The 23,029-nt window shown below is 62.2% G+C and carries 27 protein-coding genes; 8 read left to right on the top strand and 19 right to left on the bottom strand.

Translation table 11 applies throughout. From position 1 onward, the window contains the following. The first annotated feature begins 5 nt into the window (after positions 1-5). Together PMI24_RS25640 and PMI24_RS25635 are read left to right on the top strand one after the other, a co-directional pair. On the top strand, positions 6-830 hold the full coding sequence (locus tag PMI24_RS25640) for an ion transporter (RefSeq protein ID WP_045121897.1): 825 nt from the start codon (positions 6-8) through the stop codon (positions 828-830). 106 nt (positions 831-936) lie between these two features. Beyond that, positions 937-1,935, top strand: coding sequence for a sulfate ABC transporter substrate-binding protein (locus tag PMI24_RS25635; protein WP_007959271.1), 999 nt, complete (start codon positions 937-939; stop codon positions 1,933-1,935). A gap of 55 nt (positions 1,936-1,990) precedes the next feature. Here PMI24_RS25635 and PMI24_RS25630 read toward each other — a convergent pair whose 3' ends face one another. Next, positions 1,991-2,611 carry a DUF5666 domain-containing protein gene (locus PMI24_RS25630; RefSeq protein WP_007959260.1) on the bottom strand — a complete coding sequence of 207 codons (621 nt, stop codon included), beginning with the start codon at positions 2,609-2,611 and terminating at the stop codon, positions 1,991-1,993. A gap of 241 nt (positions 2,612-2,852) precedes the next feature. Between PMI24_RS25630 and PMI24_RS25625 the strand changes: the two genes are divergently transcribed. The 4 genes from PMI24_RS25625 to PMI24_RS25610 all read left to right on the top strand — a co-directional run bounded on the left by PMI24_RS25625 (position 2,853) and on the right by PMI24_RS25610 (position 6,122). Then, positions 2,853-4,040, top strand: coding sequence for an MFS transporter (locus PMI24_RS25625; RefSeq protein ID WP_007959258.1), 1,188 nt, complete (start codon positions 2,853-2,855; stop codon positions 4,038-4,040). Positions 4,041-4,110: 70 nt separating this feature from the next. Beyond that, positions 4,111-4,998 (top strand): LysR family transcriptional regulator, encoded by an 888-nt coding sequence (locus PMI24_RS25620; protein WP_007959256.1) that lies wholly within the window; start codon positions 4,111-4,113, stop codon positions 4,996-4,998. 84 nt (positions 4,999-5,082) lie between these two features. Next, a complete protein-coding gene (locus tag PMI24_RS25615; protein ID WP_007959254.1) occupies positions 5,083-5,550 on the top strand; it encodes a helix-turn-helix domain-containing protein in 468 nt (155 codons plus the stop codon). Further along, complete coding sequence (locus PMI24_RS25610) at positions 5,547-6,122, top strand: PIN domain-containing protein (protein WP_045121896.1); 576 nt, start codon at positions 5,547-5,549, stop codon at positions 6,120-6,122. The genes PMI24_RS25615 and PMI24_RS25610 overlap by 4 nt, the downstream gene beginning before the upstream one ends. A 52-nt stretch (positions 6,123-6,174) precedes the next feature. Here PMI24_RS25610 and PMI24_RS25605 read toward each other — a convergent pair whose 3' ends face one another. The 10 genes from PMI24_RS25605 to ccmA all read right to left on the bottom strand — a co-directional run bounded on the left by PMI24_RS25605 (position 6,175) and on the right by ccmA (position 13,558). After that, a complete protein-coding gene (locus tag PMI24_RS25605; protein WP_007959250.1) occupies positions 6,175-6,582 on the bottom strand; it encodes a hypothetical protein in 408 nt (135 codons plus the stop codon). Between the two features lie 25 nt (positions 6,583-6,607). Then, entirely contained in the window at positions 6,608-7,810 is a 1,203-nt protein-coding gene (gene ccmI, locus PMI24_RS25600) for a c-type cytochrome biogenesis protein CcmI (protein WP_007959249.1), read from the bottom strand. Next, positions 7,807-8,277: a cytochrome c-type biogenesis protein gene (locus PMI24_RS25595; protein ID WP_007959248.1), complete on the bottom strand. Its 471-nt coding sequence runs from the start codon at positions 8,275-8,277 to the stop codon at positions 7,807-7,809. The genes ccmI and PMI24_RS25595 overlap by 4 nt, the downstream gene beginning before the upstream one ends. Then, entirely contained in the window at positions 8,274-8,810 is a 537-nt protein-coding gene (locus PMI24_RS25590; RefSeq protein WP_007959246.1) for a DsbE family thiol:disulfide interchange protein, read from the bottom strand. The genes PMI24_RS25595 and PMI24_RS25590 overlap by 4 nt, the downstream gene beginning before the upstream one ends. Beyond that, positions 8,807-10,795: a heme lyase CcmF/NrfE family subunit gene (locus tag PMI24_RS25585; RefSeq protein ID WP_007959244.1), complete on the bottom strand. Its 1,989-nt coding sequence runs from the start codon at positions 10,793-10,795 to the stop codon at positions 8,807-8,809. Before PMI24_RS25585 ends, PMI24_RS25590 begins: the two co-directional genes overlap by 4 nt. 3 nt (positions 10,796-10,798) lie before the next feature. Further along, positions 10,799-11,254: a cytochrome c maturation protein CcmE gene (gene ccmE / locus PMI24_RS25580; RefSeq protein ID WP_007959241.1), complete on the bottom strand. Its 456-nt coding sequence runs from the start codon at positions 11,252-11,254 to the stop codon at positions 10,799-10,801. Further along, complete coding sequence (gene ccmD, locus PMI24_RS25575) at positions 11,251-11,427, bottom strand: heme exporter protein CcmD (protein ID WP_007959239.1); 177 nt, start codon at positions 11,425-11,427, stop codon at positions 11,251-11,253. Before ccmD ends, ccmE begins: the two co-directional genes overlap by 4 nt. Next, positions 11,424-12,179, bottom strand: coding sequence for a heme ABC transporter permease (locus tag PMI24_RS25570; protein WP_007959237.1), 756 nt, complete (start codon positions 12,177-12,179; stop codon positions 11,424-11,426). The genes ccmD and PMI24_RS25570 overlap by 4 nt, the downstream gene beginning before the upstream one ends. 78 nt (positions 12,180-12,257) lie before the next feature. Beyond that, positions 12,258-12,926: a heme exporter protein CcmB gene (gene ccmB, locus PMI24_RS25565; RefSeq protein ID WP_007959235.1), complete on the bottom strand. Its 669-nt coding sequence runs from the start codon at positions 12,924-12,926 to the stop codon at positions 12,258-12,260. Further along, on the bottom strand, positions 12,923-13,558 hold the full coding sequence (gene ccmA / locus PMI24_RS25560) for a cytochrome c biogenesis heme-transporting ATPase CcmA (RefSeq protein ID WP_007959232.1): 636 nt from the start codon (positions 13,556-13,558) through the stop codon (positions 12,923-12,925). Before ccmA ends, ccmB begins: the two co-directional genes overlap by 4 nt. Positions 13,559-13,755: 197 nt before the next feature. Here ccmA and fliK point away from each other — a divergent pair, with 197 nt between their 5' ends. Both fliK and PMI24_RS25550 read left to right on the top strand, forming a co-directional pair. Continuing rightward, entirely contained in the window at positions 13,756-15,330 is a 1,575-nt protein-coding gene (gene fliK / locus PMI24_RS25555; protein ID WP_007959230.1) for a flagellar hook-length control protein FliK, read from the top strand. After that, entirely contained in the window at positions 15,327-15,656 is a 330-nt protein-coding gene (locus tag PMI24_RS25550; protein WP_007959228.1) for an EscU/YscU/HrcU family type III secretion system export apparatus switch protein, read from the top strand. The genes fliK and PMI24_RS25550 overlap by 4 nt, the downstream gene beginning before the upstream one ends. Before the next feature lie 56 nt (positions 15,657-15,712). Here PMI24_RS25550 and PMI24_RS25545 read toward each other — a convergent pair whose 3' ends face one another. The 8 genes from PMI24_RS25545 to PMI24_RS25510 form a co-directional block, all read right to left on the bottom strand. Then, positions 15,713-16,108, bottom strand: coding sequence for a DUF2802 domain-containing protein (locus tag PMI24_RS25545; RefSeq protein WP_007959226.1), 396 nt, complete (start codon positions 16,106-16,108; stop codon positions 15,713-15,715). Next, entirely contained in the window at positions 16,109-16,594 is a 486-nt protein-coding gene (locus PMI24_RS25540) for a chemotaxis protein CheW (RefSeq protein WP_007959223.1), read from the bottom strand. Positions 16,595-16,668: 74 nt separating this feature from the next. Further along, positions 16,669-17,622 (bottom strand): CheW domain-containing protein, encoded by a 954-nt coding sequence (locus PMI24_RS25535; protein WP_007959222.1) that lies wholly within the window; start codon positions 17,620-17,622, stop codon positions 16,669-16,671. Positions 17,623-17,624: 2 nt separating this feature from the next. Further along, positions 17,625-18,413, bottom strand: coding sequence for a ParA family protein (locus tag PMI24_RS25530; RefSeq protein WP_007959220.1), 789 nt, complete (start codon positions 18,411-18,413; stop codon positions 17,625-17,627). A gap of 43 nt (positions 18,414-18,456) precedes the next feature. Beyond that, a complete protein-coding gene (gene motD, locus PMI24_RS25525; protein ID WP_007959218.1) occupies positions 18,457-19,347 on the bottom strand; it encodes a flagellar motor protein MotD in 891 nt (296 codons plus the stop codon). Between the two features lie 12 nt (positions 19,348-19,359). Next, positions 19,360-20,100, bottom strand: a complete 741-nt coding sequence (locus PMI24_RS25520) for a flagellar motor protein (RefSeq protein WP_007959217.1) — start codon at positions 20,098-20,100, stop codon at positions 19,360-19,362. Then, positions 20,100-21,236 carry a protein-glutamate methylesterase/protein-glutamine glutaminase gene (locus PMI24_RS25515; RefSeq protein WP_007959216.1) on the bottom strand — a complete coding sequence of 379 codons (1,137 nt, stop codon included), beginning with the start codon at positions 21,234-21,236 and terminating at the stop codon, positions 20,100-20,102. Before PMI24_RS25515 ends, PMI24_RS25520 begins: the two co-directional genes overlap by 1 nt. Positions 21,237-21,285: 49 nt before the next feature. After that, positions 21,286-23,029: chemotaxis protein CheA (locus PMI24_RS25510; protein ID WP_007959215.1), on the bottom strand; the 1,744-nt coding region annotated here is incomplete at its 5' end.

Here is a 23,029-nt window from a genome sequence, read left to right as displayed (position 1 = left end):
TATGCATGAACGGCAACAACACGTGGCGTGATCGCCTGTACGTGATCATTTTCCAGACCGATACGGTGGCCGGCCGCCGTTTCGACAAGACCCTGCTGCTGATCATTCTCGCCAGTCTGGTGATCGTGATCCTCGACAGCATCGATGAAGTCCACCAGAACTACGCCAATGTGCTGGCGTACATCGAATGGGGCTTCACGATCATCTTCCTCGGCGAGTACCTGCTGCGCCTGTACTGCTCGCCCAAGCCTTTGCGCTACGCCTTCAGTTTCTATGGGCTGGTGGACTTGCTGGCGATCGTGCCGGGCATCCTCGCGCTGTATTACAGCGATGCCCAGTACCTGCTGATCATCCGGGTGATCCGGATGCTGCGGATCTTCCGCGTACTCAAACTCGGGCCGTACCTGAAACAGGCGCATTACCTGCTCGATGCCCTGCGCGGCAGCAAGCAGAAAATCCTCGTGTTCCTGCTCAGCGTCTGCACCTTGGTCACGGTGTTCGGCACCCTGATGTACGTGGTCGAAGGCCCGGAACATGGCTTCACCAGCATTCCCAAAGGCATCTATTGGGCTATCGTGACGCTGACCACCGTGGGTTACGGCGACATCGTGCCGAGGACCGTACTGGGACAGGTGATTTCGTCGCTGGTGATGGTCACCGGTTATTCGATCATCGCCGTGCCGACCGGGATTTTCACCGCTGAACTGGCCACCGCCATGCGCGGCGGTCAGCGGCAACACGACTGCCCCGTGTGCAAGAAAAGCAGCCATGAACAGGAAGCGTCGTTCTGCTCCCGTTGCGGCAATGCGCTGTTCAAGAAAATGGAATAAGCAAAGTTCTTTTTAATCTTTAAACGACTATGCGCGCCCCGCTATAGTCGCTGGCAATTGGCCTCATCTTTGTAAAAAAACACCCCTACAGAACAAGGAATGCGCAGTGAAAAAACTCTTTGGCGCCTCACTTCTCGCCGCTGGTCTTGCCTTCGGCAGCGTGGCTCAGGCCGCACCGACCCTGCTTAACGTGTCCTACGACGTGATGCGCGATTTCTACAAGGACTACAACACTGCGTTCCAGAAACACTGGCAGGCCGAACACAACGAAAACATCACCGTGCAGATGTCTTTCGGCGGTTCGAGCAAGCAAGCCCGTTCGGTGATCGATGGCCTGCCGGCTGACGTCATCACCATGAACATGGCCACCGACATCAACGCCCTCGCCGATAACGGCCAACTGGTGCCGAAGGACTGGGTCACCCGCCTGCCGAACAACAGCGCGCCGTTCACCTCGGCCACCGTGTTCATCGTGCGCAAAGGCAACCCGAAAGCCCTGAAAGACTGGCCGGACCTGCTCAAGGATGGCGTGCAAGTGATCGTGCCCAACCCGAAAACCTCGGGCAACGGCCGCTACACCTACCTGTCGGCCTGGGGCTACGTGCTGAAAAACGGTGGTGACGAGAACAAGGCGAAAGACTTCGTCGGCAAGCTGTTCAAGCAGGCACCGGTGCTGGATACCGGTGGCCGCGCCGCGACGACCACGTTCATGACCAACCAGATCGGTGACGTGCTGGTGACCTTCGAAAACGAAGCCGAAATGATCGCCCGCGAGTTCGGCCGCGACCAGTTCGAAGTCATCTACCCAAGCGTCTCCGCCGAAGCCGAGCCGCCAGTGTCGGTGGTCGACAAAGTGGTCGAGAAGAAAGGCTCCCGCGCCGCTGCCGAGGAATACCTGAAATTCCTGTGGTCGCCGCAAGGTCAGGAAATCGCGGCCGCCAACTACTTGCGTCCACGTGACCCGGCGGTACTGGCCAAGTACACCGACCGTTTCCCGAAAGTCGACTTCCTGTCGGTCGAGAAGACCTTCGGCGACTGGCGCACCGTGCAGAAGACCCACTTCAACGATGGCGGGATCTTCGACCAGATCTACTCGGGCCAGTAAGGCTTGAGCTGAAATGAAAAAGGCGACCTGAACAGGTCGCCTTTTTTGTGGCCGGCTACATGGGCGGCTTCACGCCATCCTTGCCGGCGGAGATGGACTGCGCCGTCAGCGTGCCGTCCGCGCTCTGGGTCACGAAGGTGACGATCTTCACCCCGACCTTGAGCAGGCTGCGATCGCCCGGCGTCAGGTTGACGATCGGCACGTCCTCCGGCACCAGGATCTTCTGCTGGCCGCCCTTGTAGTTGACGGTCAGCACCCGGCCGTTGCTCACCACCAGATCGCCGACGCTGCCATTGGTCATGCTGCTGCCCTTGGCCAGGTCGAACGGCCGATGACCATCGCCGCTGCCGGCCAGCTCCGGCGGAAACACGTGAACCTCCAGCGCCTTGAGCGTGCCATCCTCCTGGGGAATGGCGGCCGAACCGATGTAGCTGCCGGGCTTGATGTCTTCGATGTTGGCCAGCGTGACCGCGCGGACCTTGGTGTCCGGGGTCAACTGGACCACCACGTTTTCACCCGTGTTGACGTGGACCTTGAGCGAGTCGGAACTGACCCCGGTGATCTCGCCGCGCACGCCCATGCGCATGCCGGGCGCTTCGGCGGCCTGTGCGGCAGTGGCGCCGAGCAGGCTGATCAGGGCAATGGTTGTGGTGTGGCGAAGCAACTGACGAAACATCGCAATCCTCCGTTGATGAACGCTGAAACCCGGTCACAACATAAGCACGCTATCGAACAAGATGTAAGTGAATGTATCATCGACGCTCAACGGTCGGACGCAAGGTTCGCCGATGAACAATGGATTGTTCGGCGCCACCTATTCCGCAACGGAATAACTGATATCGATCAGAAGCCTCTACTGCCGGCTCGGCCCGTCCCTTAGCCTCACCGCATTCCTTTTCGCTGGATCGAGAAACCCTATGACCGCCACAACTCACGCAATGACCCGAGGCATGGTGCTGCTGTTCGCTTTCTGCTGCGGCGCCATCGTTGCCAACATCTACTACGCCCAGCCGATCATCGGCCTGATCGCGCCGGACATCGGCCTGACCGACACCATGGCCAGTTTCATCGTGTCGCTGACCCAGATCGGTTATGCGCTGGGCCTGTTCTTCCTGGTGCCGCTGGCGGACCTGCTGGAAAATCGCCGCCTGATGATCATCACCACCGTGGTGGCGATTGCCAGCCTGCTCGGCGCGGCGTTTACCGATCAACCGAATGTGTTCCTGCTGATTTCGTTGCTGGTAGGTTTCAGCTCGGTGTCGGTGCAAGTGCTGATTCCATTGGCGGCGCACCTGGCGCCGGAAGAATCCCGTGGCCGAGTGGTCGGCGGGATCATGGGCGGTTTGCTGCTGGGGATTCTGCTGGCGCGTCCGGTGTCGAGCGTGGTCGCCGACCATCTCGGCTGGCGGGCGATGTTCATGATCGCCGCAGCCTTGATGGCGGCGATCAGCGTGGTGCTGGCGTTGACCGTGCCCAAGCGCCAGCCGGATCACAGTGCCTCATACGGCCAGTTGCTGGGTTCGTTGTGGACGCTGCTGCGCAAACAACCGGTGCTGCGTCAGCGGGCGTTTTACCAGGCCTGCATGTTCGCCACATTCAGCCTGTTCTGGACCGCCGTGCCGCTGGAACTGGCGCGTAACCATGGCTTGTCCCAGAGTGAAATCGCGATCTTCGCCCTGGTCGGCGCCATCGGTGCCATCGCCGCGCCGATCAGCGGACGCCTGGCCGACGCCGGTCACACCCGCATCGCCTCGCTGCTGGCTATGCTGTTCGCCAGCCTGAGCTTCCTGCCCGCCTTCATCCACCCGGCCTACAGCGTGATCGGCCTGGCCGTGACCGGCGTGGTGCTCGACTTCTGCGTGCAGATGAACATGGTGCTCGGCCAGCGCGCGGTCTACTCCCTCGACGCCAAAAGCCGCGGCCGCCTCAACGCGCTGTACATGACCAGCATCTTCGTCGGCGGCGCCTTCGGCTCCTCGGTGGCCAGTGCGGTGTACGAGCATGGCGGCTGGTTGTGGATCGTGATTGTTGGCAGCGCGTTCCCGCTGCTGGCACTGGTGCGGTTTTTGAGTGCTTCGCAGAAGCCTGTTCTGGTGACTGCATAGGATCCGAGACGGCTGTGATGAGATCATCACAACCGTCATACCCTGCCACAACGCTTGCACAGGACCGCCGATGGACCGCCTCGCCGCCATGGAAACCTTCGTCTACGTCGTGGAAACCGGCTCGTTTTCTGCCGCTGCCCGGCGGTTGAATGTCGGTCAGCCTGCCGTGTCGAAAACCATTGCCCAGCTCGAAACCCGCCTCGCCGTGCGCCTGCTGTTGCGCTCGACCCGTGGCCTGACGCCGACCGAAGCCGGGCTGGCGTTTTTCGAGCGGGCCAAGCGTGCGCTTGAAGAAGCCGACGAGGCCGACAACGCTGCCCGTGGCGTGGCCGGCGGCCTGAGCGGCAATTTGCGGGTCAGCACCGCCGTCACCTTTGGACGCATGCATGTGGTGCCGCACCTGGGGCCGTTCCTCGATCAGCACCCGCAACTCAACGTCGACCTGTTGCTCGACGACCAGAACATCAATCTGGTGGAAGAAGGCATCGACATCGCCCTGCGCCTGGGCCCGCTCAGCGACTCCGGCCTGACGGTCCGCAAGATCGCTGAATGCCGGCGCGTCGTGCTGGGCACCCCCGCCTACTTCGCCAGTCACAGTGAGCCCGTCTGCCCTGCCGAACTCGCTCAACACCGCGCCGTCATCTACAACCGTGGCGGAGGCGCCACCTGGCACTTCACCAAGGCTGATGAAGAACAGTCGGTGACCGTCAACGGCCGCCTGCGCGTGAGCGCTGCCGAAGGTTTGCGCGAGGCGGTGCTGGCCCATCAGGGCCTGGCGCTTGGCTCGGAATGGATGTTCGCGCCGGAACTGGCCAGCGGAGCGGTCAAGACCGTCATTAACGACTGGGTCTTGCCGAAGCAGGAATTGTGGGCGGTGTTTCCGACGGGCAGGCTGGCCAGTGTCAAGGCGCGGGCGTTTGTTGAATATGTGCAGGGGTTGTTGGCGAAAAAACCATAAAACCCCTACTCGTTTCGTTTATTGCGATTTTCGCTTATTTCGAATAACGTTCCGGCATTCCTCATTTCCTGAGCCGGACTCGCCATGTCGACCGTTATTCACCCCTCCATCAGCCTCCCCGTAGAACGCGAAGTAAAAGCCGCCATTGAAGGGCAGCGTGCCCTGGCGGCATACCTCGCGACCCATTTCGAGACTCAGCACATCCAGATTTTCGACGAGCAGAACGAAGCTCATCGCGTCGAACTGCCCACCTCGGCCCTGCGCTTGCTGATCGACATTCTGGCGGAGCTGGCAGCCGGCAACGCGGTGCAGGTCGTCCCGGTGCATGCCGAATTGACGACCCAGGAAGCCGCCGACCTGCTCAACGTCTCACGTCCACACCTCATAAAACTGCTGGAAAGCGGCGAGTTGTCCTACCACAAAACAGGCAAGCACCGACGTGTGCGTTTTGCCGATCTGATGGACTATAAGACCCGGCGCACCACCGCCAGCGAGCAGGCAATGGCGCTTCTCGCAGAGCAAGCTCAGGCGTTAAGGACAGGATACGAGTGAGGCATTCCTCTTTCACCGCTTTATATGACGCATGCGTCTTGTACCCCGCCCCCTTGAGAGATTTTCTGATGTGGCTTGCGCTCTCGGGACGATTTCGGGCGCGATGGACCCAGGAGATTCACTGCGAATGGAAACGCAATCTGCTGAAGAACCGACCTGACCTGACGATGGAACAGCTGGATCGTACGTCCGGCCTGATGGATCAAGCGATACCCGACGCCTGTGTCCATGACTATGAAGACCTGATTGCCGGACTCACGTTGCCTGACTGCGATGATCGTCATGTTCTGGCAGCGGCCATCCGTTGCGGCGCCAGTGTGATAGTGACCTTCAACCAGAAAGACTTTCCCTGCAAAACGCTAGAGCCTTTCGGCATCGAGGCGCAGCATCCGGACGAGTTCGTCGACAACCTCTTGGGGCTTGATCCGGCAGCTGTGGTTGCTGCGGCCCAAAAGCAGCGTCGGCAGCTGAAAATGCCTGCCATGGACGTCGAACCCTTTCTTGATCTACTGCAACGACAAGGCCTGATTAAATCGGTCCAGGCACTCAGCGGCTATCCCGCGATCCTTTAAAAACTCATCACCCCAGACAGCAAAACGGCGATCCAAAGATCGCCGTTTTCCATTACTCCCCGAACTGCTTGCCCAGTCCCGCCGGTACGCCGTGGATGTTGGTTTCTTCCCACGGGCCGCTGGGGCTGATCGAGCGGCTCCAGCCGTTGTTCCAGCGGTAGTAGGTGCGCTGGCGGTAGAAGGTGTTGGTCTGGTCGTCGAGTACATACACGCCCAGTTTCTGGTCCCAGTGGCTGTTGCCGCCGGGTGGCGGGGCGAAGCTGGCGGAGGTGCGCGGGACCGGTTTGGCGGGTTTGGCCGGAATGCCCGGTTTGCTTGGCGTCGGGGTGGTCGACGGGGTCGGGCTGGGTTGTGACGGCGGGATCGGCGGCAGCCGTGTGGTGGGCTCCGGTCGTTGCACCGCACATGCGCTCAAGCCCAGGGCCAGTGTGAGTACTGTGATTCGGGCGATGGCGTTCATGGCGGTGCGTTCCTGTTGTGTCCGGCTATTTGTCCGGGCTGTCGATGGTCAGTGTCTGCGGCGCGGTGGTGCTGCTGGCCAGAGGCCCGCTGCGACCGACCCACTCACCGGCGGTCGGCTGTCCGGCACGGGAGATGCGCGCAACCAGTTGGACTTCGGGGAAGTTCGACAGTTTCAATTGCGGCATCATCGCGTCGGCATCGCCCAGTTCGACGGTCACCGGCAGATCGGCGACGGTTAGACGCTTGGCCGCCAGCGGTGCCGGTGGGCCCGAGGTAGCGCGGGCGAAAATGAACACGCTGTCGCCCGGTTGCACCTTGGCTTTGAGCTCGCTGGCCAGATCCACACGCACTTTCAACAACGCCGCCGCTTTCGCCGCCGGTGCCTGGGCGACCTTGCCGCCGCTGGCTTGCAGCTTTTCGGTGGCGCGGGTGATGCCGCCTTGCAGGGCCTCGCGGGATTTGTCCTGCGGCGGCAGTTGCGCCAGCAGACGGTTCCAGTAGTCGATCGCCTCCTGATAACGCTCGCCTTCGAACGCGGCGATGCCCAACAGGCCGAGGCTGGTGACTTCCTTCGGATCGGCTTTCAGCGCTTCATCGGTCAGGGCCTGAACCTTGTCCGACCATTTTTTGTTGTCGGCGAAGTACTGGGCCTGCGCCCACTGGCCGAGCAGCTCCGGCTGACGACCGGCGAGATTGACGGCACGCTCGAACATCTTCGCCGCGTCCGCCGGGCGATCCTGGGCCATGTAGGTGCGACCGAGGAAATACACGCCTTCAGCCGAATCCGGTTGCGCAGCGACTGCGCGCTCCAGACGCTGAGTCATCTCTTCCATCGACTGCGGCGCCTGGGCGAACTCGCGAGTCAGTTCGACCTTGTCGCTCGCGCCAAAGTGCAGGTACAGACCGAGGCCCAACACCGGCACCAGCACGGCTGCCAGCAATGGCAGTGGTTTACCCAAACGCGACACCCGCGCCGGCGCCACACCTTCGGTGTCGGCCAGCAACTCACGGGCTGCTTCGGCACGACCGCTGTCCATTTGCGCGGCGTCGAGGACGCCTTCGGCCTGCTGCGATTGCAGTTCGGCGACGCGCTCCTGATACAGGGCGACGTTGAGAGCGGTTCGATCCTCTTCACGCTGGGCGCGACGTTCACGCAAAACGGGGATCAACAGAAAACTCAGGGCGACCAGAAGCAACAGCCCTGCGGCAAGCCAGAAATCAATCATTCTTGGTTTTTATCCAACAGTTGGTCGAGGCGCTGACGCTCTTCAGGGGACAGCGATTGCGGCGTCTCGGCGCGTTGCCCGCGACGGCGGCGGACGATCACGGCAATCACCACGAACCCACCCAGCAACAGGCCGGCCGGGCCGAACCAGAGCAACGCGGTCTTGGCATTGAGCGCCGGTTTGTAGCGGACGAAATCACCGTAGCGATCGACCATGAAGTCGATGATCTGCTGATTGTCCTTGCCCTCGCCGAGCATGCGGAAAATTTCTTTGCGCAGGTCGGCGGCAATCGGCGCGTTGGAATCGGCGATGTCCTGGTTCTGGCACTTGGGGCAGCGCAGCTCCTTGGTCAGCTCGCGGAAGCGCTCGCGATCGCCTTCTTTGGCGAACTCGTAAGTATCGATGGCGGCGTGGGCCACACCGACCAGGCTCAATCCCAGCACCATGGCAGCTAAAAAGCGCTTCATGGCTTGGCCTCATCAACCAGCGCCTGATACTTGGCCGCCAGTTTTTCCCGCCAGACCTGCTCGTCGATCACGCCGACGTACTTGTCGCGGATGATGCCCTTGGCGTCGATGAAGAAGGTTTCCGGCGCGCCATAGACACCGAGGTTCAGGCCCAGGGAGCCTTCGTCGTCGCGGATGTCCAGTTGATACGGATTGTGGAACTCGGCCAGCCACTTCAACGCATCGGCGTTGGTGTCCTTGTAGTTGATGCCGTAGATCACCACGCCGCGCTCGGCGAGTTTGTTCAGCACCGGGTGCTCGACCCGGCAGGAAATGCACCAGGTGCCCCAGACGTTGACCAGTGCCGGTTTGCCGAGAATGTCGGCCTTGGTCAGGGTCTTGTCGCCCTGCACCGCTGGCAGCGAAAACTCCGGGAACGGCTTGTTGATCATCGCCGACGGCAGCTCCGCCGGATCCAGATACAGACCGCGATAAAGGAATACGGCCACCAGCAGGAAAATCGCCAATGGCACCAGCATCAACCAACGTCTCATGCAGCGGCTCCTTCCATGCCCAGCGCTTCACGCACTTTGGCTTTGACCTTCACTCGATAACGCCGATCCAGCGCCGCCAGCAAACCACCGAAACCGGTCAGCAGACCGCCGAACCAGATCCAGCGCACGAACGGTTTGACGTGAACCCGCACCGCCCAGGCGCCATCGCCCAGCGGTTCGCCCAGGGCGACGTAGAGGTCGCGGGTGAAACCGGCGTCGATCCCGGCCTCGGTCATCACCGAGTTCTGCACGGTGTACAGGCGCTTTTCCGGGTGCAGCACGCTGACTTCCTGACCGTTGCGGATCACCCGGACGGTGCCCTTGTCGGAGGTGAAGTTCGGGCCTTCGAAGTGCTTGGCACCCTCGAACACGAACTGATAACCGGCCAGATCCATCGACTCGCCCGGCGCCAGGCGCAGGTCACGTTCGGCACTGTTCTGGCTCGACAACACCACGCCCAGCGCGCAGACGGCGATGCCCAGATGCGCGATCTGCATGCCCCAGTAGCTGCGGGTCAGGGTCGGCAGGCCTTTGATCAGTCCTTTGTGGCGGGTCTTGTCGAAGATGTCGCGCACACCGGCCAGCAACACCCAGGCCGCGAGCAGGAATGTCGCGATCACCGCCCAGTTGAAATCGCCGTAAGCGACGCCGGCCACCACCGCCAGCGCAACACTGCCCAGCAGCACCGGAGTGAGCATGCTGGCCAGCCATTTCACCGGGGTGTCTTTCCAGCGCACGATCACACCGACCGCCATCACCAGCATCAACAGCGCCATCAACGGAATGAACAGCGCGTTGAAGTACGGCGGGCCGACCGACAGCTTGGCGCCGCTGATCGCATCAAGAATCAGCGGATACAGGGTGCCGAGCAGGATCATCGACGCGGCCACCACCAGCACCAGGTTGTTGCCCAGCAGCAGGGTTTCTCGCGACCACAGATTGAAACCGACCTGGCTCTTGACCACTGGCGCACGCAGCGCAAACAGGGTCAGCGAACCACCGACGACAAACAGCAGGAAGATCAGGATAAACACGCCGCGCTCGGGATCCGAGGCAAACGCGTGCACCGAGGTCAGCACGCCGGAACGCACGAGGAAGGTGCCGAGCAGGCTCAGGGAGAACGCGGCAATTGCCAGCAACACCGTCCAGCTCTTGAACACGCCGCGTTTCTCGGTGACCGCCAGCGAGTGAATCAGCGCCGTGCCCACCAGCCATGGCATGAAGGAGGCGTTTTCCACCGGGTCCCAGAACCACCAGCCGCCCCAGCCGAGTTCGTAGTAGGCCCACCATGAACCGAGGGTGATGCCGATGCCGAGGAAGGCCCAGGCGACGATGGTCCATGGACGCGACCAGCGTGCCCATGCCGCATCGAGACGACCGCCGAGCAGTGCGGCGATGGCGAACGCGAAGGCCACGGAGAAACCGACGTAGCCCATGTACAGCATCGGCGGATGCACGATCAGGCCGATGTCCTGCAGCAACGGATTGAGGTCACGACCGTCGGCCGGGATCTGCGGCAGGATCCGCGAAAACGGGTTCGAGGTCAGAATCAGGAACAGCAGGAAACCGGTGCTGATCATGCCCATCACCGCCAGCACGCGGGCGAGCATGACTTGCGGCAGTTGCCGGGAGAACACCGAAACCGCGAAGGTCCAGCCGCCGAGGATCAACGCCCATAGCAGCAACGAGCCTTCGTGGGCGCCCCACACCGCGCTGAACTTGTAGTACCACGGCAGCGCGCTGTTGGAGTTCATCGCGACGTAAGCCACGGAGAAATCGTCGGTCATGAACGCATAGGTCAGGCAACCGAAGGCGAACAGTAGAAACGCGAACTGCCCCCACGCCGCCGGTTGGGCGAGCCCCATCCACAGACGATCGCCGCGCCACGCACCGAGCAACGGCACCACGGCCTGCACCAGCGCAAAACACAGCGCCAGGATCATGGCCAGATGGCCGAGCTCGGGAATGAATATGGTGGATGTCATCGATCAACCCTCCTTCGCAGGGGTTGGCGCGGATTGACCGCTGTCCTTCAGGGCTTTGGTCACTTCCGGCGGCATGTATTTCTCGTCGTGCTTGGCCAGTACTTCATCGGCGACCACCACGCCATCGGCGTTGAGCTTGCCGAGGGCGACGATGCCCTGACCTTCGCGGAACAGATCCGGCAGGATCCCGCGATAGGTGATGGTCACGGACTTGTTGAAGTCGGTGACCACGAATTTGACGTCCAGCGAATCCGTGGAGCGCTGCAGCGAGCCCTTCTCGACCATGCCGCCAGCGCGGATGCGGGTCTCCTGCGGCGCTTCGCCGTTGGCGATCTGGGTCGGGGTGTAAAACAGGTTGATGTTCTGCTGCAGGGCACTCAGGGCCAGGCCGACGGCAGCGCCGACCCCGACCAGAATTGCCAGGATGATGATCAGACGCTTTTTACGCAGCGGATTCACTTGCCGTTCTCCCGGCGCAGACGACGCGCCTCTTGTTGCAGATAACGCTTGCGGGCCGCGATCGGCGCCGCCACGTTGAGGACCAGTACCGCCAGACAGATGCCGTAGGCCGACCAGACATACAGGCCGTGATGGCCCATGGCGAGGAAGTCGCCGAATGACGCGAAACTCATCGAGCGGCCTCCAGGCTGTTCTGCACTTCTTCTTTCACCCAACTGGCGCGGGCTTCGCGCTTGAGCACTTCAAGGCGCATGCGCAGCAACAGCACGGCGCCGAAGAAACAGTAGAAACCCAGCACCGTCAGCAGCAGCGGCAGCCACATCTCGACGGGCATCGCCGGTTTTTCGGTGAGGGTGAAGGTCGCGCCCTGGTGCAGGGTGTTCCACCACTCCACCGAGTATTTGATGATCGGAATGTTGATCACACCGACGATGGCCAGCACCGCGCAGGCCTTGGCGGCGCTGTCGCGGTTGCTGATGGCGTTGCCCAGCGCAATGACGCCGAAATACAGGAACAGCAGAATCAGCATCGAGGTCAGCCGTGCGTCCCAGACCCACCACGAACCCCAGGTCGGCTTGCCCCAGATCGCCCCGGTGACCAGCGCCACGGCGGTCATCCACGCGCCGATCGGTGCGGCACATTGCAGGGCGACATCGGCCAGTTTCATCTTCCACACCAACCCGACCACACCGCACACCGCCAGCATCACGTAGATCGACTGAGCGAGCATCGCGGCGGGTACGTGGATATAGATGATGCGAAAGCTGTTGCCTTGCTGATAGTCCGGCGGCGCGAAGGCCAGGCCCCAGATGACGCCAACGGAGATCAGCAACAACGCTGCGATGCTCAACCACGGCAGCAACTTGCTGCTGATGCCGTAGAACCACTTGGGCGAGCCGAGCTTGTGAAACCAGGTCCAGTTCATACTGTTTCCATCACGGGTGCCGCTCATCGGTGTGAGCAGTCTCAGGGTCTTTGCTGGTTAAATTTTAACCAGACCTCATTATTCGCCGACGCTGATCTTCAGGCCAGCAGCTATTGCAAAGGGTGTCAGGGTTATTGCCAGGGCGGTCAGGCTACCAAGCCACAACAGATAACCAATCGCCGGCATCCCCTGCAACGCCGCCTGCAAGGCGCCACTGCCCAGGATCAACACCGGGATGTACAACGGCAGAATCAGCAGCGCCAGCAACAGGCCACCGCGTTTCAGACCGACCGTCAGCGCCGCGCCCACCGCGCCGAGCAAGCTCAGCACCGGTGTTCCCAGCAGCAACGAAAGCAGCAATACCGGCAGACACGCAGCCGGCAACCCGAGCATCAACGCCAGTAACGGCGAGAGCAAAACCAGTGCCAGCCCGGAAAAAAGCCAGTGTGCCAGCACCTTGGCCAATACCAGAAGTGGCAGGGGGTGCGGCGAAAGGACCCACTGTTCAAGGGAGCCATCTTCGAAATCACTGCGGAAGAGCCCGTCCAGCGAGAGCAGGACCGACAAAAGTGCCGCCACCCAGACTAACCCCGGGGACAAGTTTTGCAATACTTGAGTTTCCGGTCCGACGGCCAGCGGGAATAAAGCGATGACGATGGCGAAGAAAATCAGCGGATTGGCCAGCTCCGCCGGGCGGCGGAACAGCAGTCGGGATTCACGGGCAACCAGCAGGCCGAACACACTCATACCGCCCAATTCCCCAGATCGATGTCGCGATAACCGGCCGGCATCCGGCTCAGCGTATGGTGCGTGGTGAGCACCACCAGCCCTCCCCGTTCGCAGTGCCCGGCCAAGTGTTCTTCAAGCTGGGCCACACCCTGCTTGTCGAGCGCGGTGAACGGTTCGTCGAGAATCCACAGCGGCGGGCTGTCCAGATACAACCGCGCCAGTGCCACGCGGCGCTGCTGACCGGCGGACAGACTGTGGCAGGGAACATCCTCGAAACCGCGCAATCCAACCGCCGCCAGTGCCTGCCAGATCGCGTCACGTTCGGCAGGTTGATGCAGGGCGCAGAGCCAGGCGAGGTTTTCTTCCGGCGTGAGCAAATCCTTGATCCCGGCGGCATGGCCGATCCACAGCAGGTTGCGCGCCAGCTCGCTGCGTTGTTCGCCCAGCGGCTTGCCGTTGAGCAGCACCTGACCGTCGGTCGGCTGCATCAGACCGGCCAGCAAACGCAGCAGGCTGGTCTTGCCGCTGCCGTTGGGGCCGCTGATCTGCACCATATCGCCACTGGCCAGTCTCAATTCGAGATTGTCGAAGAGCAGTCGCAGATCACGTTCACACGCGAGGGCAACGGTTTGCAGGACAGGACTGGTCAAGGGATCACGGGCCTTATACGGTTCAAGTCGGCTCTGGCGCGGCCGTTAAAGAGTTGCAGCATAAATGCAATGACGGCTCAATCCAGAGAGCTGCGTCAAACAATTGCTATGTTTTTTGAACGAATGGAAGGACGGGCGGCATTATACATGTCGCCATCCTCTCTCCAGAGTGCATTTTCCTCAGGTTGTGTCCGCGTATGACAGGCGAAATGAACATCCTCCCGCTCCCGCCCACCACCCCGGCGACCGTTCGCCCGCAGGTGGGTGAGCTGCTGAAGTTGCTGACGCCGGTCGACGGGCTGATTGCCGCCGGCCAGAGCGCCAAGGCCGAGGTGTTGTCGCTCAAGCAGGCGGATCAGACCTTTGAGTTGCTGCTCAAGGTGACGCTGGACAGCGGCCGTCAGACCACCGTGCAGGCGACCAGCAATCTGCCGCTGCCTCAAGGCACCAGCCTGGCGATCACCCAGCCGTCGGCGGGCAATCTGGCGATCACCGTGCAACAGGCCATCGCCAGCAGCGTCGCCACCCTCACCCGCATCGATACCGCGCAACTGCCGGTCGGTACGCTGCTGCAAGGCAAGGTGCTGACGGCTCAGGTCTTGCCGCAGGTACCGGGGCAACCGACGGTGTACCGCTCGATGGTCAGCCTGCTCAACACCGCGTTGAGCGGCAGCACCCTGAGCATCGACAGCCCGCAACCGTTGCGCATCGGCACCTTGCTCTCGGCGCTGGTACAGGACTCGCAGACCCTGAAGTTCCTGCCGCTGAGCAATCGCCAGGAACAACTGGCGGTCAGCCAGCAGTTGGTCAGTCAGCAAAGCCGTCAGGGTTCGCTCGACGGCTTGCTGAAAATGCTCCAGAGCCTGCCCCCCGCCACCGATCAGACCTCCCAGGACTTGCGCGCCGCCGTGGACAAACTGCTCGCCAACCTGCCGGACGTGCAGCAACTGAGTACCCCAAAAGGTCTGGCCCAGGCACTGGCCAACAGCGGCGTGTTCCTCGAAACCAAACTGCTGACCGGGCAGACCCCGACACTGGCCCCGGACATGAAAGCCGATCTGCTCAAGCTGATCGCCCAGCTCACCCCCGGCCTGCCCGGCAACACCAACCTGAACGCAATTATCGCCGCCAACACGCTGGCTCAGGCGCTGCCAAGCTTCGTGCGCAACGCCCTCGGCATGCTCGGTCAGGTCAGCGCAAAACCGGTGCCGAGCAGTTTCCCCCTGCCCGACCGGCTGCTGCAAAGTCTGGAAGGCGAAGGCGATCTGGAACATCTGCTGCGCCTGGCCGCAGCCGCCGTGTCGCGCCTGCAAAGCCATCAGCTGTCGAGCCTGGAACAGACCGGCGTGACCGACGATGGGCGCCTGCTCAGCACCTGGCAACTGGAAATCCCGATGCGCAACATGCAAGACATCGTGCCGTTGCAGGTCAAGTTCCAGCGCGAAGAAGCGCCGGAGAAACAGGAAGCGAACGAGCAGCGCCGCGATGAGCGGGAACCGAAACAACAACTGTGGCGCGTCGATCTGGCGTTCGACATGGAACCGCTGGGGCCGATGCAGATTCAGGCACAGTTGATCGGCGGCAGCCTGTCCAGCCAGTTGTGGGCCGAGCGGCCGTATACCGCGAGCCTGATCGAAAGCAACCTGACCGCACTGCGTCAGCGCCTGCTGGATTCCGGGCTGAACGTCGGCGACCTCGACTGCCACCTCGGCACCCCGCCGCAAGGCATCCAAACCCGCCTCGAACACCGCTGGGTCGACGAAACCGCATGAATGACACCACCGCTCCACGCCAGGCCATCGCCCTCAAATACGACGGCAGCCACGCCCCGACCCTCACCGCCAAGGGCGACGAAGAACTGGCCGAAGAAATCCTGCGGATCGCCCGCGACTGTGAAGTGCCGATCTACGAAAACGCCGAGCTGGTGAAACTGCTGGCGCGGATGGAACTGGGCGACAGCATCCCTGAAGAGCTGTACCGCACGATCGCCGAGATCATCGCGTTTGCCTGGAACCTCAAGGGCAAGTTCCCGGCGGGACACAACCCGGATGCACCGATGGTCGAGAAAGACGTCACCGAACGCGGCGACGATTACTGAAGGCAAAAAAAACGCAGTCATCGATGACTGCGTTTTTTCGTTCCCGCCTGAAGCTTTTAGCTGCTTCTGTGCAACTTGCGCATCAACTCCGCCTCAGCCTGGGTCAACCCGCAGGACTGGGTCAGCTCATCGACGCTCGCGCCCATTCCCACCAGTTTAGCCGCCTGGGCGAATGACAGGCTGGAAGGATCGCGCTGTTCGAGCTGGGCGAGTTTGTCCGGGATCGGACCGACCACCGAGCGCAGCTCGTGCAGGGCTTCGCCCATGCGCACGTTGCCGTTCTGGTAATCGTCGACACGCTTGGCCAGGTCCTTGATGCGCTGATCACGCAGCGCATCGCCCTGGGCCTGTTGCGCAGCGATCACGCGCTGCGCCTTGATGTACGCCAGAAACATCGCCAGCGTGCCTGCCCAGAACAGGAACAGGACAATGACCGCTACCTCGAGAATCAATCAGATGTTCTCCAGTTCCGACCATTCTTCTTCGCTCATCATCTTGTCCAGCTCGACCAGGATCAGCAACTCGTTGTTCTTGTTGCACACGCCCTGGATGAACTTGGCCGATTCTTCGTTACCGACGTTCGGTGCGGTCTCGATTTCCGACTGACGCAGGTAAACCACTTCGGCCACGCTATCGACCATGATGCCAACCACTTGTTTGTCGGCTTCGATGATGACGATACGGGTGTTGTCGCTGATCTCACCGCTCATCAGGCCGAAGCGCTGACGGGTATCGATCACGGTCACCACGTTGCCGCGCAGGTTGATGATGCCCAGCACGTAGCTTGGCGCACCCGGAACCGGAGCGATCTCGGTGTAGCGCAGGACTTCCTGAACGCGCATCACGTTGATGCCGTAGGTTTCGTTGTCCAGCTTGAAGGTCACCCATTGCAGGATCGGATCTTCGGAACCCTTTGCCGCCGTAGCCTTGTCGTTCATACCCTAGCCCCTCGAAAAACCGCGCCTGGCGGTGTGTGTTTCGTTCGCCGGCATTTGAATGCCGGTACTGTCTTTTATGTCGGTTTGTGGTTCGGCTTACTGCCGGACATGTGCTTTGCCCCACCGCTGGCGATCAACTCGGCCAGAGCGGAGACATCGAGCAAGGCGCACATGTGTTCAATCACCGTGCCGGCGAGCCATGGCCGCTGACCCCGGTGACTTCTCCATTTGATTTCATTCGGGTCCAGGCGCAACGAGCGACTGACCTGATGCACCGCCAGGCCCCACTCGTAACCCTGCACCGAAATCACGTATTGCAGGCCCTGACGGAAATCATCGCGATATCGATCCGGCATGACCCAGCGTGCGGTGTCCAGCACCTTCAGGTTGCCGGCCTGGCTCGGCAGGATTCCGAGGAACCATTCCGGCTGACCGAACAGCGGCGTCAGCTCATGGCCGGCCAGCGAATAGATCGAACCCAGGCACACCAGCGGCACCGCCAGCGTCAGCCCGGCCACGTCGAACAGCAGGCATTCGAAGGCTTCCGAAGCCCAGGCCGGACGACCGTCGGTTTCTACCGGTGGCGGCGTGTTGCTTGGCGGCAGATGCACTTCGACCAGCGGCGCAACCAGGGTCGGTTCGAGCGGGGCTGGCGCAGGCGCTACAGGCTCGGGCTCTGGCGCCACCGGAACCGCAGGCGTTTGCAGAAGTTGGGTTTGCAATAGCGGCGCCAGCGTCGAAACCACGCGCACCGGCTCAGGCTCTTTGATCAACGTCGCGGGAGCCTTGGCTACCACAGCGGCGGGCGCTGCAACCGGGGCGATCGGCCGGGCGGCTTTTTGCGCATCCCGGGCCTGCTCTTCAAGCACGGCAGCCTGGAATTCATCGAGCGCCGCAGCGGTCTCGACCACCTCGACCGGCGCTGCGATTTCCTGCTCGACCTCGTCCGTCACTTCCTGCAGCAAGCCGTCCAGATAGGACTGCAGCGCCAGTTGCGGCTTGGACGTCAGCTTGATCGGCCGATTCATGCTCAAGCCACCTGCGGAACGAGTTGCTGCGCCAGCAGATGCTTGAGCAGCGCGCGGTAGGCCAGCACGCCACGGCTCTTGCCGTCGAACTGCGAGGGTGTGACACCGGCACGACTGGCGTCGCGCAGACGGGTATCGACCGGGATGTAACCCTGCCAGATCTCGTCGGGGAATTTGTCGCGCAACACGCGCAAGGTGCCCATCGACGCCTGAGTGCGGCGGTCGAACAGGGTCGGCACGATGCTGAACGGCAGCGCCTGTTTGCGCGAGCGGTTGATCATCGCCAGGGTGTTGACCATGCGCTCTAGGCCTTTGACGGCCAGGTGTTCGGTCTGCACCGGGATCACCAGTTGCTGACTCGCGGCCAGGGCGTTGACCATCAGCACGCCGAGCAACGGCGGGCTGTCGATGATCGCGTAATCGAAGTCCTGCCACAGCTGCGCCAGACTCTTGGCGATCACCAAGCCCAGGCCACTCTGCCCCGGCGACTGGCGCTCGAGGGTGGCCAGCGCAGTGCTCGACGGCAACAGGGAAATGCGTTCGTCGCTGGTCGACAGCAGCAACTGGCCCGGCAGGCCTTGCGGCACACTGCCCTTGTGCAGAAACAGGTCGTAGTTGCTGTGTTCCAGGCTGTCGGGGTCGTAACCGAAATAGCTGGTCATCGAGCCGTGCGGGTCGAGATCGACCACGACCACGCGCTTGCCCGCCTCTGCCAGCAAACCGGCTAAAGCGATGGAAGAAGTGGTTTTACCAACACCACCCTTTTGATTGGCGACTGCCCAGACTCTCATTCAGATCGTTCCTCCCGGCCGGGATACTCGGCCGAGACATGGTTCAGCGTATTAATGCGGGCGACGGAGAATTGACGGCACTCTCGCGTCCCGGCGTCTTGACCGGGGTCGGTGCAGTTTGTGTGCCAGCACGCTTCAACGCGGCGTCCGGTTGCGCATGGGCGGTTCCGGTGCCGGTCAGGCTGCGGCGCACATCGAGATTGCGCGACACCACCAGCACCACACGACGGTTCTTCGCCCGGCCTTCGGCGGTGGCGTTATTGGCCACCGGCTGGAATTCGCCGTAGCCCACCGAGGCCATGCGGCCAGGGTTCACGCCCTGCATCGCCAGCATGCGCACGATGCTCGCCGAACGCGCCGAGGACAGTTCCCAGTTGGTCGGATACTGCGCCGTGCGGATCGGTTGATCGTCGGTGAAGCCTTCGACGTGGATCGGGTTGTCGAACGGTTTGAGGATCGCTGCGACCTTGTCGATGATGTTGAACGCGATGTCGCTCGGCATCGCATCACCGCTGCCGAACAACAGGCTGGAGTTGAGTTCGATCTCGACCCACAGCTCGTTGCCGCGCACGGTCATCTGGTTCGAGGAGATCAGGTCGCCGAACGCGGCGCTGATGTCATCGGCGATGCTTTTCAGCGGATCGCTGGCTCCGGCGATGCCGGCGTCGACCTGTTCGGCGTCCTTGACCAGCGGCTTGGCCGGAGTCACGGTCTTCGGTCGTTCTTCACCGATCGGGATCGGCTTGAGCGCGCGGTCGGAGTCGGTGAAGACCCCGATCAGCGCTTCGGAGATGATCTTGTACTTGCCTTCGTTGATCGACGAGATGGAGTACATCACCACGAAAAAGGCAAAGAGCAAGGTGATGAAGTCGGCGTAGGAAACCAGCCAACGTTCATGGTTTACGTGCTCTTCATGCTGGCGACGACGTGCCATGAGGTTAGTCCCTTAATCCATGAAGCCCTGAAGCTTCAACTCGATGGAGCGTGGGTTTTCACCTTCAGCGATCGACAGGATCCCTTCCAACAACATTTCGCGATAACGCGACTGTCGCAACGCGATTGACTTCAGCTTGGCAGCCACCGGCAGCAACACCAGGTTGGCACTGGCCACACCGTAGATGGTGGCGACGAACGCGACCGCGATACCGTTGCCCAGTTGCGACGGATCGGCCAGGTTGCCCATCACGTGGATCAGGCCCATTACCGCACCGATGATGCCGATGGTCGGCGCATAGCCGCCCATGCTTTCAAACACTTTGGCAGCCTCGATGTCACGGGCTTCCTGAGTGTAGAAATCCACTTCGAGGATGCTGCGGATCGCTTCCGGCTCGGCGCCGTCGACCAGCAGTTGCAGGCCCTTGCGCGAGTAGGCATCAGGCTCGGCATCCGCCACGCCTTCCAGACCCAGCAGGCCTTCCTTGCGGGCGGTGAGGCTCCAGTTGACGACGCGGTCGATGCCGCCGGCCAGGTCCACACGCGGCGGGAAAAAGATCCAGGCCAGAATCTGCATGGCGCGCTTGAACGCGCTCATCGGCGATTGCAGCAGCGCGGCACCGACGGTGCCACCGAGCACGATCAGCGCCGCCGGGCCGTTGGCCAGCGCGCCGAGGTGACCACCTTCAAGGTAGTTGCCGCCGATGATGGCGACGAACGCCATGATGATCCCGATAAGGCTTAGAACATCCATCAGACGCATGCCTCGACGATGTGCTTGCCGATATCGTCCAGGCTGTACACCGCGTCGGCGAGGTCAGCTTTGACGATGGCCATCGGCATGCCGTAGATCACGCAACTGGCTTCGTCCTGGGCCCAGACCGTGCTGCCGCCCTGCTTGAGCAGGCGTGCACCTTCACGGCCGTCGGCGCCCATGCCGGTCAGTACGACCGCCAGAACTTTGTCACTGTAGGATTTGGCCGCTGAACCGAAGGTGATGTCCACGCACGGCTTGTAGTTCAGACGCTCGTCGCCCGGCAGGATTTTCACCGCGCCACGGCCGTCGATCATCATCTGCTTGCCACCCGGTGCCAGCAGCGCCAGGCCCGGACGCAGGATGTCGCCATCCTCGGCTTCCTTGACGCTGATGCGGCACAGCTTGTCCAGACGCTCGGCGAAGGCCTTGGTGAAGGCCGCCGGCATGTGCTGGATCAGCACGATCGGCGCCGGGAAGTTGGCCGGCAACTGGGTCAGGACCCGTTGCAGGGCAACCGGGCCACCGGTCGATGTCCCAATCGCCACGAGCTTGTAGTTTTTGCGTTTCGGGGCCGGCGACGAAGCGCTGGCCGCTGGCGCGCGAGTCGGTGCAGGCGCAGGGGCCGGACGGGCCGGAGCACTGTGGCTGCCAAAGCTCGACGGCGCCGCTGCCGGAGTCGGCGCAGGTGCAGGTGCAGCGGCTGGTGCCGGCGCACTGTAGGCACTGAAACGACGGTTGCTGCGCGAGATGCTGTGAACCTTCTCGCACAGCAGTTGCTTGACCTTCTCCGGATTGCGGGAGATGTCTTCGAAATTCTTCGGCAGGAAATCCACCGCGCCGGCATCCAGCGCATCCAGGGTGACCCGGGCGCCTTCGTGCGTCAGCGAGGAGAACATCAACACCGGTGTCGGGCAGCGCTGCATGATGTGCCGCACGGCCGTGATGCCATCCATCATCGGCATCTCGTAGTCCATGGTGATCACGTCCGGCTTGAGGGCCAGGGCCTGATCGATCGCCTCTTTACCGTTGGTTGCCGTGCCGACAACCTGGATGCTCGGATCCGCTGAAAGAATTTCCGAGACGCGGCGGCGGAAAAAACCCGAATCGTCCACCACCAGGACTTTGACTGCCATAAACACTCCATTAGGTGCGGCGGGACGTTGTCGCCCCGCCGCCCCGGATTCAAATACGCCGTGCGGCGTAACGCTTGAGCATGCTCGGAACATCGAGAATCAGTGCAATGCGGCCGTCACCGGTGATGGTGGCGCCGGACATGCCCGGAGTTCCCTGGAGCATCTTGCCCAATGGCTTGATGACCACTTCTTCCTGGCCGACCAGTTGATCGACGACGAAGCCGATCCGCTGGGTGCCCACCGAAAGGATCACCACATGGCCTTCGCGCTGCTCTTCGTGAGCGGCGGAGCTGACCAGCCAGCGCTTGAGGTAGAACAATGGCAGCGCCTTGTCCCGCACGATCACCACTTCCTGGCCATCCACCACGTTGGTGGTCGACAGGTCGAGGTGGAAGATTTCGTTGACGTTCACCAGCGGGAACGCGAACGCCTGGTTGCCGAGCATCACCATCAGGGTCGGCATGATCGCCAGCGTCAGCGGCACCTTGATGACGATCTTCGAGCCCTGGCCCTTGGTCGAGTAGATGTTGATCGAACCGTTGAGCTGGGAAATCTTGGTCTTCACCACGTCCATGCCCACACCGCGGCCGGACACGTCGGAGATCTCGGTCTTGGTCGAGAAACCCGGGGCGAAAATCAGGTTGTAGCACTCGGTGTCGCTCAGGCGATCGGCGGCATCCTTGTCCATCACACCGCGTTTCACGGCGATGGCGCGCAGGACGTTCGGGTCCATGCCTTTGCCGTCGTCGGAGATCGACAGCAGGATGTGGTCGCCTTCCTGCTCGGCCGCCAGGATCACCTTGCCGCCACGGGCCTTGCCCGAAGCTTCACGTTCTTCCGGCGACTCGATGCCGTGGTCGACCGCGTTGCGCACCAAGTGGACCAGCGGGTCGGCCAGTGCCTCGACGAGGTTCTTGTCGAGATCGGTCTCTTCGCCCACCAGTTCCAGGTTGATCTCTTTCTTGAGCTGGCGTGCCAGGTCGCGAACCAGACGCGGGAAGCGGCCGAAGACTTTCTTGATCGGTTGCATCCGGGTCTTCATGACGGCGGTCTGCAAGTCGGCGGTGACCACGTCGAGGTTCGACACGGCCTTCTGCATCGACTCGTCGCCGCTGTTCAGGCCCAGGCGCACCAGACGGTTACGCACCAGTACCAGCTCGCCGACCATGTTCATGATTTCGTCGAGACGCGCGGTGTCCACACGCACGGTGGTCTCGGCTTCGCTCGCCGGTTTTTCCGGTGGCGGAGTCGCCGGTGCACGGGCCGGAGCCGGTGCCGCAGCGGCAGCCGGTTTGGCCGGTTCGGCTTTCGGCTCAGGCGCTTTTGCAGCAGGTTTTGCCGCAGCGGCCGGAGCCTTCGCAGCAGGCGCTGCAACCGCCGAAGCATTGCCGGCCGTCACGACGGCACCGGTGGCGACGTCAGTGAACTTGCCTTTGCCATGCAGATCGTCGAGCAGCGATTCGAACTCGTGGTCGGTGATCAGATCGCTACCGGCCGCAGCGGCTGCCGGAGCAGCAGGTGCAGGAACCGAAGCAATCGCCGACTCCAGCGCATCGACGGCAAAGTTGCCCTTGCCGTGCAACTGATCGAGCAAGGCTTCGAATTCGTCGTCGGTGATGTCCGAGCTGTCGCCCGCCGCCGGGGCAGCCGGTGCAGCGGCCGCCGGAGCTACGGCGTCGGCCGCGAACTGGCCTTTGCCATGCAACTGGTCGAGCAGCGACTCGAACTCGGCGTCGGTGATTTCATCGCTGGCCGCTTCACCGGAAGCAGGCGCAGCGGCAGCCGCCGGGGCT

This window comes from Pseudomonas sp. GM25 (genome assembly GCF_000282255.1).
Classification (GTDB): domain Bacteria; phylum Pseudomonadota; class Gammaproteobacteria; order Pseudomonadales; family Pseudomonadaceae; genus Aquipseudomonas; species Aquipseudomonas aphyarum.
Note: the sequence above shows the minus strand (reverse complement) of the source record. Positions and strands in the feature narration are given on the sequence as shown.